Origin of the sequence: Rubellimicrobium mesophilum DSM 19309, assembly GCF_000600335.2 — a bacterium.
Lineage (GTDB): Bacteria > Pseudomonadota > Alphaproteobacteria > Rhodobacterales > Rhodobacteraceae > Rubellimicrobium > Rubellimicrobium mesophilum.
Genome location: NZ_KK088571.1, coordinates 43,106 through 65,637 on the forward strand (window position 1 = coordinate 43,106; position 22,532 = coordinate 65,637).

General features: G+C 60.5%; 13 protein-coding genes and 2 pseudogenes. 6 read left to right on the forward strand and 9 right to left on the reverse strand.

From position 1 onward, the window contains the following. Position 1: 1 nt before the first annotated feature. From tnpB to RUMESO_RS10945, 3 genes are all read right to left on the reverse strand, one after another. The gene (gene tnpB / locus RUMESO_RS10935; RefSeq protein ID WP_037280195.1) at positions 2–349 is read right to left on the reverse strand and encodes an IS66 family insertion sequence element accessory protein TnpB; all 348 of its coding nucleotides are present in this window, start codon (positions 347–349) and stop codon (positions 2–4) included. Next, positions 346–699 carry an IS66-like element accessory protein TnpA gene (tnpA, locus tag RUMESO_RS10940; protein ID WP_037280196.1) on the reverse strand — a complete coding sequence of 118 codons (354 nt, stop codon included), beginning with the start codon at positions 697–699 and terminating at the stop codon, positions 346–348. The genes tnpB and tnpA overlap by 4 nt, the downstream gene beginning before the upstream one ends. Before the next feature lie 548 nt (positions 700–1,247). Further along, positions 1,248–2,849 (reverse strand): DNA cytosine methyltransferase, encoded by a 1,602-nt coding sequence (locus tag RUMESO_RS10945; RefSeq protein WP_082483825.1) that lies wholly within the window; start codon positions 2,847–2,849, stop codon positions 1,248–1,250. A 56-nt stretch (positions 2,850–2,905) separates the two neighbouring features. Here RUMESO_RS10945 and RUMESO_RS10950 point away from each other — a divergent pair, with 56 nt between their 5' ends. Beyond that, on the forward strand, positions 2,906–3,349 hold the full coding sequence (locus tag RUMESO_RS10950; RefSeq protein WP_037280197.1) for a very short patch repair endonuclease: 444 nt from the start codon (positions 2,906–2,908) through the stop codon (positions 3,347–3,349). Between the two features lie 121 nt (positions 3,350–3,470). Then, positions 3,471–3,743, forward strand: a complete 273-nt coding sequence (locus tag RUMESO_RS10955; protein WP_037280199.1) for a hypothetical protein — start codon at positions 3,471–3,473, stop codon at positions 3,741–3,743. Positions 3,744–3,885: 142 nt separating this feature from the next. Here RUMESO_RS10955 and RUMESO_RS10960 read toward each other — a convergent pair whose 3' ends face one another. Beyond that, on the reverse strand, positions 3,886–4,131 hold the full coding sequence (locus RUMESO_RS10960) for a hypothetical protein (RefSeq protein WP_245639247.1): 246 nt from the start codon (positions 4,129–4,131) through the stop codon (positions 3,886–3,888). Between the two features lie 101 nt (positions 4,132–4,232). Between RUMESO_RS10960 and RUMESO_RS10965 the strand changes: the two are divergent. Further along, positions 4,233–5,263, forward strand: a pseudogene (locus RUMESO_RS10965) (IS110 family RNA-guided transposase). Between the two features lie 319 nt (positions 5,264–5,582). Further along, positions 5,583–6,513, forward strand: a pseudogene (locus tag RUMESO_RS10970) (IS5 family transposase). 432 nt (positions 6,514–6,945) lie between these two features. Here RUMESO_RS10970 and RUMESO_RS25135 read toward each other — a convergent pair. The 5 genes from RUMESO_RS25135 to RUMESO_RS10990 form a co-directional block, all read right to left on the reverse strand. After that, positions 6,946–7,323, reverse strand: a complete 378-nt coding sequence (locus RUMESO_RS25135) for an ATP-binding domain-containing protein (protein WP_156362884.1) — start codon at positions 7,321–7,323, stop codon at positions 6,946–6,948. A gap of 107 nt (positions 7,324–7,430) precedes the next feature. Next, positions 7,431–8,621, reverse strand: a complete 1,191-nt coding sequence (locus RUMESO_RS24185; RefSeq protein WP_082483827.1) for an NERD domain-containing protein — start codon at positions 8,619–8,621, stop codon at positions 7,431–7,433. A gap of 2 nt (positions 8,622–8,623) precedes the next feature. Next, entirely contained in the window at positions 8,624–10,444 is a 1,821-nt protein-coding gene (drmB, locus tag RUMESO_RS10980) for a DUF1998 domain-containing protein (protein WP_037280202.1), read from the reverse strand. Further along, positions 10,441–13,599, reverse strand: coding sequence for a helicase-related protein (locus RUMESO_RS10985; protein WP_037280203.1), 3,159 nt, complete (start codon positions 13,597–13,599; stop codon positions 10,441–10,443). Before RUMESO_RS10985 ends, drmB begins: the two co-directional genes overlap by 4 nt. 29 nt (positions 13,600–13,628) lie before the next feature. Next, positions 13,629–16,001, reverse strand: a complete 2,373-nt coding sequence (locus RUMESO_RS10990; protein WP_037280204.1) for a UvrD-helicase domain-containing protein — start codon at positions 15,999–16,001, stop codon at positions 13,629–13,631. 131 nt (positions 16,002–16,132) lie between these two features. On the opposite strand from RUMESO_RS10990, the gene RUMESO_RS25140 reads away from it, so the two are divergent. Continuing rightward, on the forward strand, positions 16,133–19,102 hold the full coding sequence (locus RUMESO_RS25140) for a hypothetical protein (RefSeq protein ID WP_156362886.1): 2,970 nt from the start codon (positions 16,133–16,135) through the stop codon (positions 19,100–19,102). After that, a complete protein-coding gene (locus RUMESO_RS25145) occupies positions 19,102–22,074 on the forward strand; it encodes a DEAD/DEAH box helicase family protein (RefSeq protein ID WP_156362888.1) in 2,973 nt (990 codons plus the stop codon). Before RUMESO_RS25140 ends, RUMESO_RS25145 begins: the two co-directional genes overlap by 1 nt. Positions 22,075–22,532: the final 458 nt, after the last annotated feature.

Sequence of the window (22,532 nt, forward strand, 5' to 3'; positions counted from 1 at the left end):
CTTATCCGGCCGTCAGAGGCTGCCAGCTCCGCTGAGGCATCCGCCAGTCGATCCCTTCCAACAGCATTGCAAGCTGTGCCGGGGTCAGCGCCACCTTGCCCTCTGCCACCGAGGGCCAGACGAAGCGCCCCTTCTCCAAGCGCTTCATGAACAAACAAGCGCCTTGGCCATCCCACCAGATGACCTTGATCAGGTCTCCTCTTCGGCCGCGGAAGACGAAGAGATGGCCCGCGAACGGGTCCTGCTTCAGCATCGCCTCCGCCTGTGCCGCCAGGGCCGTGAAGCCGCGCCGCATGTCGGTCACCCCGGCCGCCAGCCAGACCCGGGTGTTGCTGGGAACAGGGATCACGCCGAGAGCCCGCGAATGAGCCGAGCGAGAGCCTCGGGGTCGTAGGGGCCCGTGATCCGCAACCGGTGACCGTCCGCAAGGTCGATCTCGATCCTGCTCTCGATGGCGGGCACCGCAGGCTCAGGGCAGCCGCGTTCCGCGATGATCTCCACAGGCAGGAAGGTGCTCGTCGCCTCCGGCGGGTCCCCCGGCGCGAACCGCGGATCCCTGAGCCAGGTAAAGACGAGGTTGGTGTTGGCGTTGTAGCGTCGCGCCACCTGGCTCACCGACATGCCGGGCACCCGCGTCTGCGCGCAGATCTCCCGCTTCTCCTCGTCCGACCAGACCCGCCGCTTCCGACCTCGCGCCACCCACGACCTCGATAATGTCCATCATCTGCAAACGGACACTATCGTCAGGCATCTCAGCTCGTTAGAGCAGCCAGACCGGACGCTTACCTCCTGAAGGCACGGGCGCCTTGTTCACGAGGACGGCCTTGCCCTGCTTCGGGCGTGTCCTCAGTGGTTTTCGCAGCCCTGCTGGTGCTGGGTCCAGGCACTGGATCTATGCGCACCTAGACAGGCTTGCCGATGATCAGAGTGACCGCAGGGGGGCCGTCGAGCGTGCCCTCGAGCCGGTCACCCGGTCCAACGGGTCCTACCCTGGCCGAGGTGCCTGTCATCAGGAGGTCGCCTGGGCCTAGGCGGTAGTCGAGGAGCCTAGGGAACGGCCAAACATGTGGATCGGCAGGCTTCGGGACCCCTTTAGGCGCCGAAGTGGTACTCCACTTCGCACCTCAATTTCCATTCTCGATCAAGGCACTGCTGGCCCTTCGCCGGGGTCCCAGTTGAAAGTCTAAAGGAGTTCAAGGGCGCGCCGATCCACAAGAGGCTCCAAGGCCTAAGCTTAGGAGGCGCTGTCACGCACACCGAGCTTGATGTCTTACTCGCTCGACCTCCGCACCGGAGGTGCGGTAACAATTGACTAACACTTCGCAGATGGCTTTAGCGATCTGCCGCGCTAGGAAGGGCGGCACGGCATTGCCGATCTGGCGGTACTGCTCGGTCCTGCCGCCAGCGAAGACGTAATTGTCTGGGAAGGTCTGGATACGTGCTGCCTCCCTGACGGTGAAGGCTCGGCACTGCATCGGGTCGGGGTGGATGAAGTAGTGGCCGTCCTTGGCGATGTGGCTGGTGACGGTGGTGGCTGGCTTTCCTGCGAGCTGCACGCGGAAGCGGTCCATGAACATCTTTCTGTCTCGGTTTTCATGGCGGGGCTTCAGTAACTCGGAAAAATCCCTGAGCCTTGGCGACCAGTCCCGACGCTCGCCATAGACTGCCGTGAAGAGATAGCGCCCGAGGTCTTCGGCGATATGCGAGCGGGTCTCATGGTGGATGACCCGCGTCAGATCGGGCTTCCTGATCCATGCTCGCAGCTCGGGGTCGGATACTTCAAGCTCTCCCAGGTAGTCCGAACCGACGTGCTCCTGATGGCTGCCCAAGCCCTGCGATAGAAGCTCTGTGATCCTGTCCCGAATGTCCTCGGGAACAGCAGAATCCGAGAGGATGCGCGCAGCCTGCCCCCTGACCCGGTCTCTCCATCCGTCGGTGCTGTCATCCGAACTGAGGCGGCTCCGGAGCGGCGGGAGGTCTCCGATCATGGACCAGCAGCTCGGAGCTGATGCCTTCTTAAGCTCGAGCGCGGCCAGAGCAGGCCTGTTGCCCTCTAGAAGGTCCCGTCGCACGCCCACCACGATTACTCGATGCCTAGTCTGCGGGACGCCGTGCTCCTCGGCATACACGAGGAAGTCCGATGCCTCGAACTCTGAGGCCTTCGTAGGCCGTAAGAGGTCAGACTGGAAGAGATCGGCTGAGCGAGGCGCGAGCGGGACCAGCTGGTAGCCGTCGCCGGCGCGCTCGAGATCGCGGAGCACCCGCCCGAAGATGCGCCCGCCGTCGATCCTGCTCGAGAGCAGCCCTTTGACGTTCTCCATCACGAAGACGGCCGGCCGGAGGCGCTCCAAGATCTCGACGTACTCGGTATAGAGGAAGTGGCGCTCATCCAGCTCTGCCACATAGTCCGTCTTGCCGCGGTTCCGCGCCCGTCCGACGACGGAGTAGGCCTGACAAGGTGGCCCGCCGATCAGGACCGTGTTCCCGTCGTACTCCTCCCTGAGCACGTCCAGGGTGTGCGCCAAACTCTCGAACACCCGTCCGTTCGCGAGCTTCAGGTGCCTGATCTCTTCCTCCACCAGCGCCCAGCGGTCCGGGTTCAGCCTCCTCATGGCCTCCTCGGGGAAGCTGTCGCCCGAGTTGAGGGCCTCGTAGTACTCAGGCGGGAAGCCGTCCTCGAAGGAGCGCAGAAACGCCCGGAGCCGGAGAGTGCGCACCGCGTACTTGTCCATCTCCACCGACAGGCGGATCCGCATGCTGCCCCCGTCCTCGGCTCCGGCCGCAGCGAAGCCCTCGCCCAGACCTCCTGGACCGGCAAACAGATCGACGACACCTATCTTGCCGGACATGGGCACTCCTCGGGAACGTGTCCTGTATAGCGGGCGCTGGGAGGGTATCCAGACGCATGGTCGACATTGTCACGCCGGATGTCCGGTCCCGTAACATGGCTGCCATACGGGGGCAGGACACGAAACCAGAGCTCCTGCTGCGACAAGCCCTGCACGCCCGCGGGCTGCGCTACCGCCTCCACGCCCGCAACCTGCCCGGTAGGCCGGACCTAGTCTTCCCGCGCCACCATGCTGTTCTGTTCGTGCATGGCTGCTTCTGGCACCGCCACCCGGGATGTCCGAAGGCCACCACACCTGCCACACGGCCGGAGTGGTGGCAGAGGAAGTTCGACGGCAACGTCGAGCGGGACCGACAGCAGATGGATCGCCTCATCGCCGCCGGTTGGCGAGTCGGCATCGTCTGGGAATGCGCACTGGGCAGAAAGGCCGATGGGGCGCTGATCGACAGGGTCGAGGCCTTCATCCGGCATGGGCGAGACCTTCGGGCGGAGTGGCCGTAGTCGGGCCGGTTCCCTGATGATGCTGGCATAAGCTGACAGAACGAGCGTGTGGTCGGACCCTGTGGGCTCCGGAACGCCCGCTCGGTTGACTATGTGGTGCCCGCGGCGGCAGGGTGCCACCATGATCGAGTGGACGGTCGAGTTCGAGGGGCGGCAGAAGCTCCTCAGTGACATCCGGAGCGCCGAGGTCCTGCGCCTTGTCGAGCCGCTGCGGCATACGTTGGTCAAGGCTCTCGGCCGAACGGCCGATCCGGATTCGTTGGACGGTCTGAAGGTCGTTATCTGCTCTGAGAAGGAGAACTGGGGCTTTAGACTCGAGGGCTCAGAGCCTGCCGTGAACCACGCGATCTCTCTCCTGGGCACAGAGGTGCTTGTCATTCCGCAGTCGCACTGAGGCACAACGGCTGTACCAACGGGTTCGGCGGTCTCAAGCCTACACATCATAGGGAATGGCAGGTCGCACCTCCTACTCGACAGCTGCAAGCTTCCAAGGCGTCGTGAGGCAAAGAACATTCGGGTTCTTCCAAGGAACGTTGTCATCCCCACTCCACGGGGAAAGGCTCTAGCAGCCGCGCCAGCTTGGCCTCCGGCCCCTGCTTCCCGTGGAGAATCGCCTCGACAATCTCGGGCGCGAGCAGCGTCAGCCGCAGCACGCGCGTGAGGTAAGAGGGCGCGATCCCCTCGCGCTTGGCCAGTTCGCCGATGGTCGCGAACTCTCCCGTGTCCAGCATCCGCTTCCACCGGAACGCTCGCGCGAGCGCCTTCACGAGCGTGTTGTCGATGCGGGACCGCGGGGCAGGCTCACGGCGTTGATGATGTGACCGCCCCCGACGGCATCGGTGTGCCAGGGTGGGTCAGCGACGATCCACAGAGGGGAGCGGTCATGGCGGAGATTACCACGGTCGGGCTCGACCTGGCCAAGAATGTGTTTCAGGCGCACGGGGCTGACGCCTTGGGGCGTGCGGTGCTTCGCAAGAAGCTGAGACGCGACCAGGTGCTGGCCTTCTTTTCTCAGCTCCCCGCCTGTGTGGTGGCGATGGAAGCGTGTGGCGGTGCGCACTTCTGGGGCCGTGAGATCGGGCGGCTCGGGCATGAGGTGCGCCTGATCCCACCGGCCTATGTCAAACCTTTCGTGAAGCGCCAGAAGTCTGATGCCGCCGACGCGGAGGCCAGTCTCGCGAGGCGGCGCAGCGCCCGACCATGCGTTTCGTGGCCGTGAAGAGCGAGGAGAGCCAGGCGGCCGCGGTGATCTTCCGCACCCGCGACCTCCTCGTCCGTCAGCGGACGCAGCTCATCAACGCGCTCCGGGGGCACTTGGGCGAGTTCGGTCTGGTGGTGCCGCAGGGAGCTTCGCAGGCGGCCCAGTTGATCGCGATAGTGGCTGACCCGGATGCGCCACTCCCTGAGGCCGCGCGATCGGCGCTGCGCGCCTTGGTGTCCGCCCTTGAGGGGCTCGAGGTCGAGGTCCGCCGCCTCGAGGCAGAGATCACGCGCCGAGCCAAGGAGGATGAGCTCGCGCGTCGGCTGATGACCATCCCCGGGGTGGGACCGCTGATTGCGACGGCGCTGGTGGCCTTGGCGCCTCCGCCCCAGACCTTCCGGCGGGGGCGCGACTTCGCGGCTTGGCTGGGGCTCACGCCACGACAGCACTCGACGGGGGGCAAGCAGCGGCTGGGTGCCACGACGAGGATGGGTGAGCGCTCGCTTCGTAGGCTTCTGATCCTTGGGGCCAACAGCGTCATCATCAAGCGCCACGTCCACCCCGCCGCACGACCGGGCACCTGGCTCGCGCGGTCGCTGACGCGCAAACCGCCGATGCTGGTCCGGGTGGCGCTCGCGAACAAGATGGCCCGGGTCGTTTGGGCGTTGATGGTGAAAGGTGAGGACTACCGAGCTCCGGGCGTGGCGGCGTAAGCCGGCGCGGTCGCGAGGGCGTCGAAGCGGAAGAGGGCAAGGAGCGGTATGGCGCAACGGTCGTGAGACGGGACCAGACAACCCAGCCTGCAACAAAGTGCCCCAAGCACGCGGCGTTGATGTGGGGTCTGGTCCGCGAACACCATTCGGGCCCGCGGCATCTTAGGGCCGCAGCAAAGGCCGGACAGATGTCAGCACCCGACAGCGCGCCACGACCAGCCCCGAAGATCTCTCTTGCGCAAAGGGGCGGTTACAGATGTTGCGTAACCCTTGGACGCAGCGGTTCGTGTAGGGACTCCGGCCCCCTATCTGCTTAGGCATGAGCAAGCCCGCACCTGCGTGCTATCGCACGATGAACTGGTCCAGCTACAACGCCGCGCTGCGCCGGCGCGGCTCCCTGCTGGTCTGGCTGGACCGCGAGATGGAGTGGCTTGCGCCTGCGAGCCATCGGCCAGGTCGGCCTCAGACCTTCTCCGATGCCGCCATCCAGTTCTGCCTCGGCATCAAGGTGCTCTTCGGCTTGGCGCCGCGACAGACGATTGGCATGGTGGAAAGCCTGCTGAAGATGGCGGGCCTCGACTGGCCGGTGCCGGACTACTCTACCCTGTGCCGGCGACAGAAGACCGTCAGTATCCAGATCCCATTCCGGCGCGCAGGCGGCGACCTCAACCTGCTGGTCGACAGCACAGGGGTGAAGATGCGCGGCGACGGCGAATGGCAGGTGCGCAAGCACGGTCCCGGCCGCCGGCGGCAGTGGCGCAAGGTGCATCTGGCCATGGATGTGGCGACCGGAGACATTCGCGCGGTGGAGTTCACCTCCAGCCACCAAGGCGACAGCCCAGTGCTGTCGGACCTTTTGGCGCAGATCCCGGCCGACCAGGACATCGGCACCGTCACGGCAGATGGAGCCTACGACACGCGCCGATGCCACACCGCGCTCGTCGAGCGTGGGGCGACCGCCATCATTCTGATCCGCAAGAATGGCCGTCCCTGGAACGAGAACTGTCCCGCTGCCAAGGCTAGGAACAAGATCCTTCGAGCCTCAAGGCACTTCGGCCGGGCCCTCTGGAAGCGCTGGTCCGGCTATCACGCCCGAAGCCGGATCGAAGCCCAGATGCTCCGCCTCAAAGCCGTCGGAGACCGCATCGCCTCGCGAGACCCCGACCGCCAAACCGCCGAGATCCACCCGCATTGCGCTGATGAACCGCTTCTCAGCCCTCGGACAGGCTGAAATCGTGCGCGTCGCCTGAACCCAAGGGGAAAGGGGAAGCTCGGCCTCAGCCCGAGTTCCGCAACAACGCCCTTCAGCTGGTGCCTCTTCGTCGGCCCGGATCTTTGCTTCATTCTCGCTCTTGGGCGGCTGCGATGAACCAGACATCCTCCTCTCACAAAACAGCCCGGTCTGTCTCATGGGCGCTGAACCGGCCCACAGTAATCTACTACTTTCTCGTTGTGAATCATCTTGCGAATATCATCCCACGTGTTGAGTCCGTCGGGGTTAGTTGACATCGACAGTACTTCAAGGGGCTCGTCCAGACCGCACAACTCGTGTTGAACGCGATTGCTGGCATCAATTCCGTGTGCAGCGGCAGCTAAAGGCTGCACATGTCATCCGCGGATATGGATCCGATGCAGAACGACCTGTTCGATTATGGATAAACCCAACCTTTGTGTAACCGACTTCACGGTCCAGCGGCATCAACCTCCTGCTTAAGGCGGGCGATATCCTCAGCTGTCCCAACAATTTCCAGCAGGACATTCGCGCGGCTTGTTGCGACATAGACCAGCTCAGGGTCGGTCAGACCCTCGATCCCGATCAGAAAGACGCACGGACGCGACAGCCCCTTGAAGCGCCGAACCGTGTCAAGGACGATGTGATCGGGCCAAATGTCATCAGCACGGCAGGTCGCTTTGCCGGCGATCTTTTCGCCAAGAGCAGTCAAGATGCCACTTGTACCTGAGAGTACCGCAATCTGCCCCGGCGCGACCTGACCGGAGCGCAGAAGCTGTGCAATTCGATCGTTCAGGCGCGAAAGGGAAATTTCGCCGTTGCGACACACGAGGGTTCCAACCGGCTCGCCCTCAGGTCCTGCAGGGGTACTTCGTCGACCCTGGTACCACTTTGCCATCACAGCATGAATCCGCCGCGTGTTTCGAAGGTTCCTTGTCAGTGCAATGGACGACGCGGGAAGAGCATCGATGAACCCTTTTTCAGGAGAGAACAGGCGCTGATTGTCGTCGTAGAAAACGTAGAATCCGCCGCTTTCCGGGTCTCTGATGGTGAGGCGTAGGGCGTGCAACCAAGAGTCACGGAAGTCCTGCCCCTCATGATAATGATCGTATCAAAGCCGAGATCGGGATTGTCGCTGACCGCTTCCACAAGTGCCTCGGGAAGAAGGCGATCGAACATGGACTGATCGTCATCCGAGAGTACTTCGACCCCGGCCTTCTGTGCGATGGTTCGGCATAGCGCATGGAAGCTGGCCACAACGAGGCAGTCGTGACTCTGACAAACCGTTCGAAGATGGGCAGCCAGCGGCGCGTTGTAGCAGGTCAGAAGCGTACGCCGGCCTTCGGCAGCTGATCTTATGGCTTTTTCGACGGCCAGAACGGTTTTGCCGCTGCCCGCACCGCCCGAGATCGCCATTTCCTTGTTGTCTGCGAGCGAGTCGAGGATCCACGCCTGTTCTGCCGTAAGCCGCTCAATGGTCTTGGCATCGTCAGCAAGGCTGATGCCGATGTGGGCCTTCAGTTCGAAATGGCTGGCAAGCAGCTCCTCGAGCGCTCTCAGGCCATCCAGTCCCAAAGGACTTTCACGCTGGTCGCCCCCTTCGGTCATCCGATGGACAATCCAGTTGTCGAGGGTTTCCATGTCATCCCCGAACGCCATGATCTCGAGCGGCGCATCCGGCGCCAGTGCCCGGCGAGGTCGGACGCTGCCGGGAAGGAGCGCGCCATGTCGTGCCCTTACGAAACGACCGCTCAGTGCCCGGCTTGCATTGAGGCGCTTCAGGAAATGGTGCTTGCTGCTGCGCGCCTGGGACAACGGGTTCTTAATTCTGAACTTGAACCCGTCCCGGTCCTCGCTGAGCCATTGGCCGTCATTCTCGCGGCAGCTCACCCTCCCGCCCTTTACCTCGAGGAACAGCAGCCCGTGTTCCGCATGCGCGACTATGAAATCCGCCTCTCCGTCGAACTCGGCGCCGTCGCGATCCGCTTCATGCCAAGAGCGTGAATAGTAGCAGTTGTAGTCTCCGGGCAGCTTGTCCCTTATGCGCTCGTAGACCCGGATTTCCGAAGACAGTTTCGGATTGTCCACAACATGTCGTGGCAGTTCCCTCGGGTACATGCGGGCCATATTCAGGGCCTTCCGTTCAGAACCTTGCGGAAGAAACCGAGTCCCGGATTCTCGGGTGTTCCGACCAGCATGCCCCGATCAAGGTGACGATTGAAATGCTCGCATGAGGTTTCCGGAAGGAACGTGCAGCAGTGACAGGCTGAGGATCCAGATCCCTCGGAAAGTGAGAGGATGCCACTGCTGCAAAGCGGATCCGAGGAGCACCACTCCAGATCCCGCAGTGCTGCTAGCAGTATCGGGCCAATCTCACTGGTACGTCCCTTTCGTGACAACCCACCCAGTGTTCCATCGGAGTCCGGGGCCGACGTATATAGCAGAAATCCGCACATCCCACCAGGACCTGGCGAGACGTACAACCTCTCTCGGATGGAGGCAGTGGAATACCCGCTGTCAAGTGACAGGCGTTCCGACAGGGCGTGAGCCGTTGTGTGGATGAGGAGCAACCTCGCTGAAATCGTCATGGGGAAGGGACGATCGCTGCCGTTGTGGTCCTGCCATGCACGCTCGGCGGCATTATGCGCCTTTGCCGCCCTGTCGGCGACATCGGGCGCGTTCTCCCAAGACAATACGGCTGTCTCATCGAAGTTGATGAATATGCCTTCCCCGCGGACTTCGATCGCTGGCAGCCAGTTCAACTTCTTTTCGGACAGCGGCGCCACGAAAGCGCTATTGTCGGCCGCCTCCACCGGGCTGAGACGGGTGAATGCCTTCAGAGCTCGAACTTCGCGCAGCCTCTCGACCGAGACCACATTGTCCAGAACTCCCGTCAGATCGTTCGGGATCGCCTGGGGCGAGATCTGGAACTCGGGGAACTCCTCTCCATCCGGGCCGCCCGAGCGAAGCATCAGGTGCTCGTTGGGACGCAGGTCACCGGTCTTGTTGTCCAGCATTGTCAGCAGGGTCAGTATCCGCGCGGTCAGGTCTTCTGGCCTGGTATCTGGCTCAGGCCACAGGGGATGGATCCGCTTGCGCACGAAGTCGGGAAGTTGCGCCCTGTCGTCCAGTGCAATGATGTCCGGCCAGAAATCCTCCAGCATTTCCCGAAAGGAACCTCCAAACGGCGGCACGTCGAGCGCAGATTCAATCACGGGGAAATAGGCATTCGATGCACCACGCTGAATGGCAACAGGCGGATGGTTGCAAGGTTCTGGCTGCATCTTGAGCCACAGTGACCTGCCGTCGCATGAGATCTTGCCCAGCGCACCGGGCGACAGGGCGCCATCAAGGTCGCGCTCGGCCTTGCATTCGGTGCAGTGGACCTTGAGCCCCTTCAACCCGGCTCCTTCCCCGACGAGCTTGAGCGCCTTCTTCCGGGAGCAGGCCTCGGCGTGCTTCGGCCATGACATCCAGGGAAAGTCCTGAAGATGCCCCGCAGGGCATGTCACGATGAAGCGGACAGGTACCGCATAGACCTTTTTGATGCGCTTGCCGCGCCCGGAACTGCAGGAGGGGCACCACAGCTCGGGTTTCCCGATCTCGGAACTCCAGAGGCGGCTACGTTGCAGGAAGTTGCACTTTGGACAGACATGCCAATCGGGAAACCTATAGGCCGGCAAGAGGCGAGGTCGCTTCTCCCTGCCTACCTTCTCGTCTCCGACAGGAGGCAACCTGAACCCATTCACCTGCAGCCTGGCCTGAAGGGGCTCGTGATGAATGCGCTGATCGTTCAGAAGCCCCTTCTTGATGGCCAGTTTGTCCCAAGCCTCAAGGCCGGCCGCCACCACGGAAACAGGCGCTCCGTTCTCGCCTCTAAAGTCGATAATCGCGCCGGGACCATTTCCTGTCAGAACCTGACTCCGGCGAATCTTTCCGATCGGCTTCATTGTATTGTCCCCCTTTCCGATCCGCCCTCCAGCAGAACATACGATGCCGAAGCTTCGACGGAACGTAGCGAGTTCGGAGTCGGCTTCTGCCCGGCAAAGCGTGCCTTGTTTCCACGTTCGGCTGCCGCTTCCGCCGAAGTCAGAAGAGCTTCTCCGTAGTCTTGCCAATAGTCGTTCAGTCCCTGTCGGTCGATCCAGTCGTCAAGGAACGAATTGAGTTGAGCGCGCGCAGCCTCTGCCTCTATCGGATCAATCCTCTCAATCCGGGCAATAACCGTCGCCAGAAGTGCTTCAGCCTCCTTTTGATGCTGTTCGATCGCCCCCGGATTCTCCATGCCATTCACCAGATGGCGCACCATTGCGACATACGGAGCATGAAGTGCGCGGTCGCGCGCACGCGGAGCGAAGGGAGTCACGCTAGTTGCCTCCACGTCCCGGTAGAGACTGCGATGCCAACTGGCAAAGGTCTCGTATCGGCTTCGATCGCGGGACTTGGCGGCGTTGAACAACGTGATCACAAGCCCGGGCGCCTTCTGGCTTCTGCCAACCCGACTAGTGGCTTGAATGTACTCAGCAATCGTCTTTGGTTGACCGTTGACGACCATCAGGCCAAGCCGAGAGACATCCATCCCCACCGAGATCATGTTGCTCGCCAGCACGATGTCTACGTGGTCAGGATCGCTCCATGCCCGCTCCAGATCCTTTAGGTACTTCGGGATGTCGCTGGAGCGGACACGACTGGTAAGTTCGATCTGCATCCCGGCGTCGCGCTCGGTTTCACCGGGTCTGCGCCCGGCATAGTCTTGGATGCTACGGGCAACGTCGTCTCGCATGAGCACGAGTGCGCCGCCCAGCTCCCTAAGCGAATTGAAGTAATTGACAAGGGTCCAGTATCCATCACGCCTGTCTGCCGCAAGCGTCTGGTCGGTAGCCGCTTGGAGCAGAGAGGCCGCGACAGCCTGTTGGGTGAACTTAGCAGAGCGACCGACGGTTGAGATACCCACATAACGACGGCCGGGTACGTCACGATCCTCGATTGCGAAACCGGAGTTGGTGTGATCGAGACCCGGCGGCGGAAATTGGAAGGAACGGCGGTCAAATAGGGCTTTGATCTGGTCTTCCGCCTTGCGGATGGTCGCTGTCGATCCAATGACTTTCGCCCTGACGCCGGTCCCTGATCGACACAGCTCGTCGATTGCGGTCTCATAGAGTCCCGCAAGGCTGCCCAATGGCCCGGAGATCAGGTGGAGTTCGTCTTGGATCACCAGTTCAGGGGAGTCCGCCGCCGTTCCAATTCCGAAAAGGCAGCCAGTCTTCTGGTTTCTCGTGATCTGCGCGTACTTATCGACCGTGCCGATCAGCAACGTCGGCCGCTCTCGATAGACATCCTCGTCCACCGTCCAGATAGGGAGCAATGCAAGTTCCTGCCCCACGTCACATGACTTCGTTAGGCAGCGAACCTCCACACGACTCTTGTCCGCCGAGATTTGCCAATTGAGGACTTCACGACAGCACGGGCAACTACGCAACTGCGCCGGGGAGCTTTCCGCTTCCGTGCCGAGCACCTGCTCTGCCTGCGCAACGGTATTCGGTGTGGCACCTTCCCCCACCCAAAGCCCGAGGGAAATTGGGATGTCCGATGCGAAGTGCGCGGGCAATTCGACCTTCTCCAGCTTGACCTTCCCACGCCTGACCATCTCGCAGGCACAAATCAGGGCTGCTGCACGCTCAAACTGCTGGATAGTCAACAGCCTAAGGGTGTACCGCATGAACGTTGTCACGCCTCCGCCGCTCGGATTTCCCGCAGCACGGAGACGACGGAGGAATATCGTGAACGCTGTCAGCAGCAGATAGGCTTCGGTCTTTCCGCCGCCGGTCGGAAACCATAGCAGGTCCATCATCTCGCGATCGGAGGAATCGTGTTTTGCGATCGACTCAAGACACAGGAGCGCGAAACCGAGCTGAAACGGTCGCCAAACCAGTTCGGGCGGCTGTGGATTGATGCGCCATGAATACTGTAGCGCGAGGGCAGCGTTCGCGAGCCTGAAGGCGGTCAGGACATCGGGTGAAGACTCCAGCAGAGCAATACCCGCTCGCATTCGCTGTTCAGCGGTTCGGCAGCGCTGCATGTGCAGCTGTGCCTGCTCGACATGCTCCTGCCGCATGCCGAGCGCTCCACCTTCCATCCTTGAAATCCAGTGCGCGTAGGCATCAACAAACGACGCCAGTCCAGCGACGAGACTGGCGGAGTCCTTGGATGCCAGCCAAGAAGCCGCAAGCGGTAACCTGGCATCATCCTGCCGGAACTCGATATCGCCTTCCGCGCTAACGAGATGGACGGTGGCCTCCGGAAACCAGCTTGTTCTGACCCGTTGAACAAGGCCATCCACGGGCTCGTCCCACATCGCGGAACAGGTATGGCCCACCGCGAATTGCTGTACGTCACGATACAGCAAGGCAGATGCACGGGCATCGTCTTCGTCACTCCCGGATCCTGCCCGGTCCGGTTTCGGAACGAACCGGCAGTCAGCTTCGCATTTTACACTGAGGGAGAACTGGAAGAGCGTTGCTTGCTCGTTGGCTGCCCGACTTCTCGCTTCTGTCGGCTTCGCATCGTTGGTGACCGCTAGCGTGACAAGTAGGATATCGCCCCAAGGCGCGATCCGGCAGTGCAACGACGTTCCCGCAAGCCCGCTGTTGGCAAGGCCGATGATTGGGGCTGCCTCTGTGCGCAGTTCCGCAAGATTGAGTGACACCTCGGCGAATTGAGGGTCTCGTCGCCAACTCTGCACCCGCTTCCTGCCCGAACCGGCGCTTTCTTCGGCCGCGCTCTCTGGCCTGTAACGAGCCCCATCCACCCGAACCCGCAATCTCGGTGCCGAACCGCTCGGCTGGACCGCAAAGGAAAGACCAGCCGAACTGGGTCGAAAAGCAGAGGCTGCCTTCACTCCATCCAGCGCGGTCCCCACTGCATCCGCATCGTCAGCATCGCTCGCCTCGTCGTCATCTTCCGGCGAAATCGTCGTGCGAGGGGGAAAAAGGATTCCGGTCAGGTATCGATCAGTCGGCCGATCTGAAATCAGTTCATCCGGTGCCTCTGGACCAATAAGATCGACCTTTATCCTTTGAAGGAGCGTGTCGCGGGCATCGATCATATACGTTCTCCAAGAATCGTGGTTCTCGCTCAGCGAGGAATGCTGGCGAAGCCGCCTAGCAGCGGCATGAGCGCAAGGCTCGGCGCCTCTCCGGACCGCCCCGGCACGACAACCGTGGTCGCACCAACAACAGGAATTCCCGCAACGACTTCCGGAAGCGCTGACTCCGGCTCAGCCTTGCGCAACGACTGCATCAAATCGACGAAACTGTCCGAAAGACACCCGATCGCGGTTCCGTCATGATCTCCGACCCTCAGGACCAGACGGCTTTCCGCATCAAGATACGCAGCCGCTCTCGGTTCATCGTTAGCAGCACGCCATATATTTGAGATCAAGTTTACCTCATCAACGACGTGGCTCGAACGCACGAATTCGGTCCAGTCGACGAGATCCCCCTCAAGGCCGATCTCCATCAGGCGATGATCGGGGCGTGCGGCCCAGAAGCGTTCCGGTTCTCCAGTCGTGTAGAACTTTCGCGGATTGATCCACCCAGTTCGAAGTTCCGTGCTCGCACGGGTTGCTCCGACATACAGGGTACGGGCTTCCTCGGCCCAGTTCACTTGGTCGCCATACGGTGCCCGCGCGAGCAACAGCATGACCCGCTCGGCCTCTCGCCCCTTGATCGCATGGATCGTCGACAGCAACGGTCCCGAGCTTCCCTCATGGTCGCTCAGCAGTTCGAGCGGCGGATCTGCAAGACCTTCGGCGATATTGCCAACCGAGATGTCTTCTCGGCCTGAAGCATCCAGATCGAGCAGGATTTCCCAACACTCATCGAGATTGCGCCATGGCGCTGGGCTCAACGCCTCATAGATGGACCGGAAGTCGTTCTGCGACATACGGGTTGCCGACGGAAGGCCGCCGAGCAGTGCGCCGATCCAAGCCTCAACTCTTGGCGGTCGGTCGGGTAGCCTGAGCCTGAAACTTCTGCCAACCGCGCGCATTTGTTCGGCAGCAGTGAAAAGTCCACGACGGCTTCGTGTCAGGATCAGGCCGCCTGTTGTAGATGCATGAACTGCAAACCTTGTGACGTCGTTCTCAACGGCAGCGGTGCAGATCTGCTCTCGAATACGAAAGTAGCCATCCCTTGAACCCACCGGATCATCCTTCAGGGTTTCGCGAACTGAGCGAAACATTTCCTTTAAGGCTTTTGTCCGGGTTCGGTGGTCGCATTCGAGCTGGTCACAAGTGACATCGGCATGCTTCGCGATTTCGGCCAGCAATGTGGATCCCTCAGCGCCTCTGTGCTGATAGCCATAGATCGATTGCGCGAAATCTCCGAAGACCGTGATGCCACAGGAAGGATCCAGCAAGGCAAGAAGAGCCTCACACATCTCCTTGCGGTCACCGACCAGATCCTGCGCCTCATCAATGACCACGTGTTCCAGCAGACCAATGGCATCTGCGACGAGTGGATTATCCGACCGCATCAGTCTTGTTGCAGCCCGAATGCTGGCGTCATGCCCGCCCGCAGCATATACTCCCGAAACCGCGAGCAGGCGCGCCGCGAAAGAGTCGAACGTCCTGATCTGCAGCGCCGCTGCATTTGGCATGTCGTGCAGGCGTCGACCGATCCTGTCCCGGATCTCTGCAACTGCGATGCGGGTGAAACTGAGAAGCAGGATCCGTGAAGGGGCAAGGCCCTCGTCCTGCACAAGGGATATAACACGCTCGCAGGCTACATGGGTTTTGCCACTACCGGGGCCAGCCTCAACAATGATTCTCGATCCAGCAGGAGCATGCGCTACCCGCATTTGACCCTCATCGGGTTCAGCTACCTGACTCGAAGGATCAGAGGTCTTGAGATTAAACCATTCATTCAGGAAGGAGGCGTTCTCTTCGCTCATCGACCATTTCTGATCGACAGGATCGAAAGCTCCACCGAGTGAAAGCGCTCTGCGCAATGCGGCAGGCATCGGATCGTCGCCAGTCCAGCGTCCGATGGGCTCAAGGGCACGATGACCACTCAGTGGGACAGGTTCGTCAAATGACGCAAGCACTTCGACCAGGCTCTCGGTCGCACCTCCTGCGACTTCGGGAAAAAGTCTTTCACAACCTGTTCCAACCAAGGTGCCATGATCTCCCAGAGCTACGACCGTGCCATCCGGCAGTGCGATCCGACGCTCTGGCAGGGCCACCAGAACTGGCTCACCGCGCATCGTGCCGTAGCCAATGTCCTTCAACTCGCACAGTGCGTCGATAACGCCACCGACGCGGGCTGCAGCCTCCACGCTGTCTGGGTCATCCACGAACTGCGACACCCAACTCACAACCTCGGTGCGGCTGAGGCCACGACGTGCATTGACGATGCGCCGGACCAGATCCGCGATGGCACTTATGCTGCCGTCCCCCGGCACATCTGGCGTGGGCGGGCCAAGGGCAAGCGCAGATTCAGAAGTCACACAGCACCTCTCAGGACACATGCCAAATATGATTGACGTCCAGACAGTTAGTAGTCAACCTTGCTGTGATTGCTTCGGACTGGCGTCGCGGTGGCCTTGTTCAGCGAAGTTGTCTGGGCTCGGATGGAAAGATGCAGAGTGCGAATGTTCTGGCAGACCGACATCAGGCGCTCGCCGAACAATTTACAAGCCTCGGTCGGGCGCGAGGCGAACTGCCCGTCTTCGCCATTGAGCACGGGCTCGACGAACTGGCGCTGGAAGAACTGAGAAAGATAGTCTCGCGACAGATTGAGGAGGATCCGCAACTCTCGGGAGCAGTGTGGTCGTGGAGCTATCTTCCCTTGGTCGTGATCGCCACGGAGGTAGGGTACCGATACCGAGGCACCGGAACGGATTTCTGGCCGGTGCTCTCTCAGGATCTCGGAACCGAGGCAGGTCCTGCATTCCGATCTGCTCTGTCTCGCCTGTTCGGACTTGGGCACGATAGGTTTCGCCTTGCGCAGCCCGGCGACAGCCCGTGGGAGCGCCATTTCCCCCATATTTCATGGCCGATCGGCAACTCCGTGGTGCCACTCGAGATCCAGCCCCAGCTCGCAGACGCGCTCAGACGTGCTGTAAGGGCAGGAGTTTCAGCCGACGACACGGAAAGGCTGCTGGAGTACCTCAGAGCGCTTGCGGCGGGGCATGCAAGTCGTCGCTTCGAGAACTGGCTGCTCCAGAGGGACCTTGCCTTCGAGATCATGCGCCGGCTACTTGCCCCTGAGTCAGCCGGCTGGCTTTCAGAGAACTTCCTGATGCGGATCGATCGAGATATCCGAAAAGACTGGGGCGCACTTCGAGCAATCACCGAAGCACGGAAGACGGTCGCAAGAAGAACGGCGCGCCTCGCACAGATTGTACCATCCCGATACGTTCTTGTACTCACGGATGGCGCGCCGAGCCACCTAGTCATTCGTGGGCCAGCATTGCCAGCTCAGCTGCGCGACGAAGTGATCGCCGCTTTGCGCATACATGGTGACCGCATACGGGCCACTGATGGAATGCAGGCACTCCCTCTTGGCTCATTCTTGGCAGGCGGTGAAATCGCCTTAAAAAGCCTCTTCCCTTTCCCGTTAAAGCCTTTGCGCCGGGACGACGCTCTCGATGTCGAGGAAGGAACTGTAAATGCAGCAATGGAGCGTCTGCAGCCGCTCGAGTCGGAGTTTTTTGCTGTTGAGTCCAATGGTCTCACAGCTCACGCCGTTTTTCGGGACGACAAGATTCAACCTGAATCTAAGATCATCCAGCTCATTCGCGCAGATGGCGACGGAAACCTTGAAACCCGAACCTTGGAAGCATCTATCCCCTCGGACATCGAGTTTTTACGGCGTCGAGGGTTTGTGATTGCGGACCGCGTTCCTAGCCTGCAGCTTTTGGGGTTACCTGCACCAGGGTATTACAACAGGTTTCTTGGTGACTTTCCTGTCTTGGTTGCGCAGCGAGGCGTGGCAGGCGCTGAACTCCTCCTTGATGGGTCGGTTGCCTCGGGAGAAGTTCTGAGCATCCGCGGTATCGAGTGGAAAGCACTTAGACCAGACGTCGGCCGACATCTGATCGAACCCGCTGAAGGTCGAGATCTCGACAGGCTGGATTTCGAAGTTATAGAGCCGCCGGACGTTGAATCCGCAATGGTGAAGTTACTGCCAGCCAACGCGAATGTCTCCGATCTCGAATCAGGCCGTCTCGAGATCAAGATAACCGCTCCCCTCGCACTTGAGGCTGTCGCGATCCGCGTTCGAGTGATTTCGCCGAACGAGACAGTGCTCGTTTCCGAAGGTGTGATCGAACGGTTGCCCGCAAGGATAACTGGACGGTCTCCAATCCTGCACGAAATCCAGACACAGTTGGCAGGGCTCCAAGCCAATGAATCCGGTTTGCGACTACATGTCGAAGTCCAGGGACTTCTGGAGAAGGTCTTCTCGCTTCCACCAGTTCGCCGCGAGATTCGCTATGACGGGGATACGGGCAACTGGATAAGGACCGGAGAAGACGAAAAAGTCCTAGCATCGATCAGAGCCCCCGTCGCAGCGCCTCTCCTCGGCGCACGAAATTCTGACTCGAAAGCAACCCGACTAGTCTTGCCGGACGCTCCTGATCACGAGGCGCTGACGGCGGGCCTGATCCTTTCAGGACCAGACTCCACTCGACTTGGCCTCGTTGATCGCAGCCGAGTATCACTGCCCGCACTACTTCGGGAGCCGACTTCAAGCGAGAACGGCGTTGGGCTCATCGAACTGGCCCGTGCGAATGTTGCGTGGCAACTTGCAGAAGCGCGTGATCTTCTTGGAAACTGGCAAAGATGGTCGGTAGTAGAGGAGCTTGAAGCCGCGTTAATCGAGCAGCTTTGCGGAGCGAGATGGCGTAGGCTGGAAACGGAAATTGATTCGTCTTTCGCTGACTTTTATGCGGCGCTGTTGCGATTTATCTCGGAGATTTGGGACAGCACAAAGGGTGGTCGACCGCAACTCGATGATGCTCGGGATCGCGAGTTTCTGTCGAGTAGAATACTTCAAAAGATGAAGGAGATCCTACCTGATCCGCAAACTGCAGTCACGAACATCGGCGATGATTTGGCGGGCGCCTTAGACTTGGCGATGGAAGACGCTTACGATGATTTGCGCGCGGCTGTCGAAGCTCGAGGTGACACCCCAGAGTTCTCTTGTGCAGTTGGCTTTCTCACAGATGACTGGAGATCCGCTTTCAGGAAAGCGGGAGATGCCCAAAGACTCTTGATCTTCCAACCGTATATCTTGCCCGATGCAAGGTGGTCTGCACTTGTGAGGCCATTCTACAGCGAACTTACCGAAGACGATTTGGTCGATCTGCTGGATTCCGTCCATGTCGACGCCTTCCGGCGACCTGGGCTGCGCTGGCTTGGGCGTTCTGAGCTCCGAGCCATGTTACAGTTGTGGCTTTCGCCGAAGGCGATGGTGGAAACAGAAGGTTGGCGAGAGCTTCTGGCAAAGGGACTTTCGGACATCCGAACGAGCAGAGCCGTGCGCTACGTAGCACTTCGACGGAAACTCGCACTTGGAGACCTTCCGGACGGGAGTGCCAACTAATGGACCATTACCTCAGGTTCGTTAACGGTGTTCAGGCGTTGCGGCGAAGGGTCTCAGCACTCGACATCGGTATGGGTGGCGCGCTTGGGATCGCCGCTGATCCTTTGCCGCACCAGATTGCAACGGTCCGTCGAGTCCTTGGGGACTCCCATATCCGCCACTTGATTTCGGACGAGGTCGGCCTCGGCAAGACCGTACAAGCGTTGATGATTGTCAATGCCCTGCGCTGGCAAGACCCCGGACACCGGACACTGGTGATTGCACCAGACAATTTGTTGTCGCAGTGGCAAGAGGAGTGCTGGATCAGAGGTCACATAATGGCAGCGATCGCTGGCGCGGTCGGAGATGGCACACAAGACGAACGGTCGCCCGTCACGCTGGCGCGTCCGCGCGACCTGATGGCACGTCCTGGACAGGGCGCGCGAACCATCAGCGCCGACCCGGCTGTCTTCGATCTCCTGATCGTTGACGAGCCCCAGACGATGCCGCGCGAAACCATTCAGGCCATCTCTCAAGCATCAGATGAATTTCGGCAGGTGCTTGTCCTGTCCGCAACACCGAGACTGGGCGATCCTGCTTGGCGCGAACCGATCTTGCGGATGATCGAACCGGAGGCTGCTGCGCTTGCGCGGATGGAAAGCCGGAACGTCGCTGAAGTTCTTGAAGACCGTGAGGCAGCGGCAATTACGGATCTGAACGGATCGGACTGCCCTAGAGACTGGACCCAAGGTTTCCTGCAGTCGGGAGCGGCACGGCGCATCATCAGGAACGGTCGCTCCGACTGGGGTGAGTATCTGCCGCAGCGCCGCAATCACGAGGTTCGGCTGCAACCCCTTGCGTTCGAGCGAATGCGGCATGAGATCGCTGCTATGGTGCTGGAGGGCGCAGACCCAGCCCAAGGCATCCAGGGTCCTGCCTGGACAGCTGCGCGAGCCCTCCAGCGTAGCGCGAGAGCTGCGAGAACGGTTCTCACAGAACTGGCGACACGGGGAGGGGCCGTCTCTGAACTGGCAGAAGCCGCCCGCATCAAGTCACTCGAGGATCCCGGCGACAGTCGCGTGGAGGCCTTGCTCGACATCCTTTCAGAGGAGTGGTGCCACGATGAGGGTCGCGCATTCATCGTCGTCTGCGGAGACAATCCGACGATCGACATGTTGCGTGCAGCGCTTCCGAGATACTTCCCTTTTCTTGCGGACACCATCTCGGTGCTGCGGCGCCCTGCAGCGACAGATGTGGAAGGGGTAACCAATCTTCGCGAGATCCAAGAAACGCTCGCCCCTTTGTTGTCTGGCGAGAACCGCCTTCTGCTCGTAGGCGACTGGGTGCAAGCTGGGCTCAACCTTCACCACGTTGCCCAAGGGATCATCTTCTTTTCCTTGCCATGGGAAATCGACGGCATCGACCAGCTGATCGGCCGCGTGGACCGTCTTGGCCCGACTGGTGACCGCAAAGGCTCCAGGCGTGTGATCGATATCTGGCGCATTCTGATCGAAGGGTCTCAGGAAGCCGCGATTGCCGACACAGTCGCGGCACTCGGCGTGTTCGACGCTCCTCTGCCACCACTGTCACCCTCGGAGTTAGCGAACCTGCAGGCAGTGCTGGGACGCGCTGCCATCAAGCGCAAAGCAGCTCTTTCGGTCGTCCCGCTCACGGGCAACGGCACGGGCCTGCCTTCTCATTTCAAGGGAGCAGATCCCTTCATACCACAACAGGCAGCGGCCGACTTCGATCTTTGGCGTGAGAAACCTTGTCCCGCGCCGGCCATGCTGTCTGAGCTCGCCCGCTCCAAGGAGACACCGATCCGGCGAGAAGAGCGAGCAATCGGAGCATGGCTGAAGACAATCACAGCTTCCAGCGACTTCGACACAGGGTTCCGACGTGACAAGGTCGACGGTTACGGGTTCCAGACGTTCTGGTATCATGGCGTTGGCGAACGAGGCCGCGCTGGCGAGAGCCCTTTCGCGTTGCCTAGTGTGTCGAGGGATAGCTGGATGTCGGGACACCTCCCGTTCATCTATCGGCGATCCGATATTTCTGCACCGCCTCGGAGGAGTGTCTACACGGACGATGGAGAGCGTTCAGGAGATGGCGAAAGATCAGGACGTCCATTACGCTTTTTCGACCACGGCGCAGAGTTGCACGACGCCTTGGTTGCTGGCTACACCGCCGTATGCCTGAATTCTTTCGGAACAGCGAAGCAGGTAGTACAGACAAGCGTCAAGCTGCCCGAGGGCCACCCGGCAAGAGGAATTGGCCCAATCGTACTCATTTCGGTAGCGCAGATCGACCCATGCCCGGATGAACTGCTCCCGCCATTGTGGACGCCTGAAGCAAAGGAAATGCTCGAAGCCGCGCCAACAGATCCACAGAGGAGAGCACTCAGTGCCGACCGACATGCGCTTCAAACACTCTTTCGCGCCCTCCAGCGCAAAGTCAGAATTGCAGCGCCGGCAAGCCTCATCCGTGTTGGGTCGTACAAGGCACAAGATGGCTGGCAAGACTTGACAGAAGAGGAAGTGGACCTTTGCCTCAAGCCAATAACTTCCTCCACGAACAACGCTTTGGCCAAAGGTAGAAATGCACGCGTGGCTCTCGAGCGGCATGACGTGGTGAATCTAATCCGTTCCCGACAAGTGGCCACGATCATCTCAAAGGTGGAGCAGTACCGGGCTGCGGTTTTGAATAATGTTCGGCAAGAACTTGTGGGTTTCGCAGTTCAGGTGAGCGCTCACTTTCAGGCGGAAATCAGAAATCGGGAGATGGCCTTGAAGCGTCGTAGGCAGTCACCACCCGAAGTTGGACCCGTCGAACTTTGGCAGGGTCAGGTGGCTGCTTTGGAAAGATCGCTGGCGATGGACCGTCTGAACTTTTCGGAAGCGACCACCTTTCTTCAGGGTCTTGCTGGAGGAAGCAGCTTCCTCGGAAAGATCCAGCCCTGCACGGCTCTCATGGCGCTCATCGCTGACGACTGAAAGTACGGTGGTGGGTCAGGGGTGTCCCGGTTCAGCACCTAAGAGGCAGATCGGGGTTTTTCATGGTAGGAGGATGTCTGGTTCATCGCAGCTGCCAAGGAGCGAAGATGAATCAGACACCGGGCCGACGAAGAAGGCCCCTGTTCAGATCTCCCGAGCCAGCTCAGTTCATCAAAGGTACCAACCGGAAATCTGGAGATAAGACTTCTCCGCTACGTCGCTACCATAGGGCTTCCACGAACGTGTCAGAGAGAGTCTAACGAGAGTGCCTTCCGGTATGACGTCGATCCGAGGCTGAACGCCCACAAAGGGTACTGTATGGAACTTGAGCTCGTCTCCATATCTGAATCGCACTTTTCCGTACATATCGTGCCTATATAGGGGTCGATCCGAGAGCCAGAAGCCGACGCTCCCTGACGGGATTCTATTTTCCGCGATGGATAGGCTCCCGAACGCCG

Coding starts and splice junctions, on each gene's coding strand:
- RUMESO_RS10945 (WP_082483825.1), bottom strand. CDS start 2,849: ATGTCCGGCAAGATAGGTGTCGTCGATCTGTTTGCCGGTCCAGGAGGT.
- RUMESO_RS10950 (WP_037280197.1), top strand. CDS start 2,906: ATGGTCGACATTGTCACGCCGGATGTCCGGTCCCGTAACATGGCTGCC.
- RUMESO_RS10955 (WP_037280199.1), top strand. CDS start 3,471: ATGATCGAGTGGACGGTCGAGTTCGAGGGGCGGCAGAAGCTCCTCAGT.
- RUMESO_RS24185 (WP_082483827.1), bottom strand. CDS start 8,621: ATGGCCCGCATGTACCCGAGGGAACTGCCACGACATGTTGTGGACAAT.
- drmB (WP_037280202.1), bottom strand. CDS start 10,444: ATGAAGCCGATCGGAAAGATTCGCCGGAGTCAGGTTCTGACAGGAAAT.
- RUMESO_RS10985 (WP_037280203.1), bottom strand. CDS start 13,599: ATGATCGATGCCCGCGACACGCTCCTTCAAAGGATAAAGGTCGATCTT.
- RUMESO_RS25140 (WP_156362886.1), top strand. CDS start 16,133: ATGCAGAGTGCGAATGTTCTGGCAGACCGACATCAGGCGCTCGCCGAA.
- RUMESO_RS25145 (WP_156362888.1), top strand. CDS start 19,102: ATGGACCATTACCTCAGGTTCGTTAACGGTGTTCAGGCGTTGCGGCGA.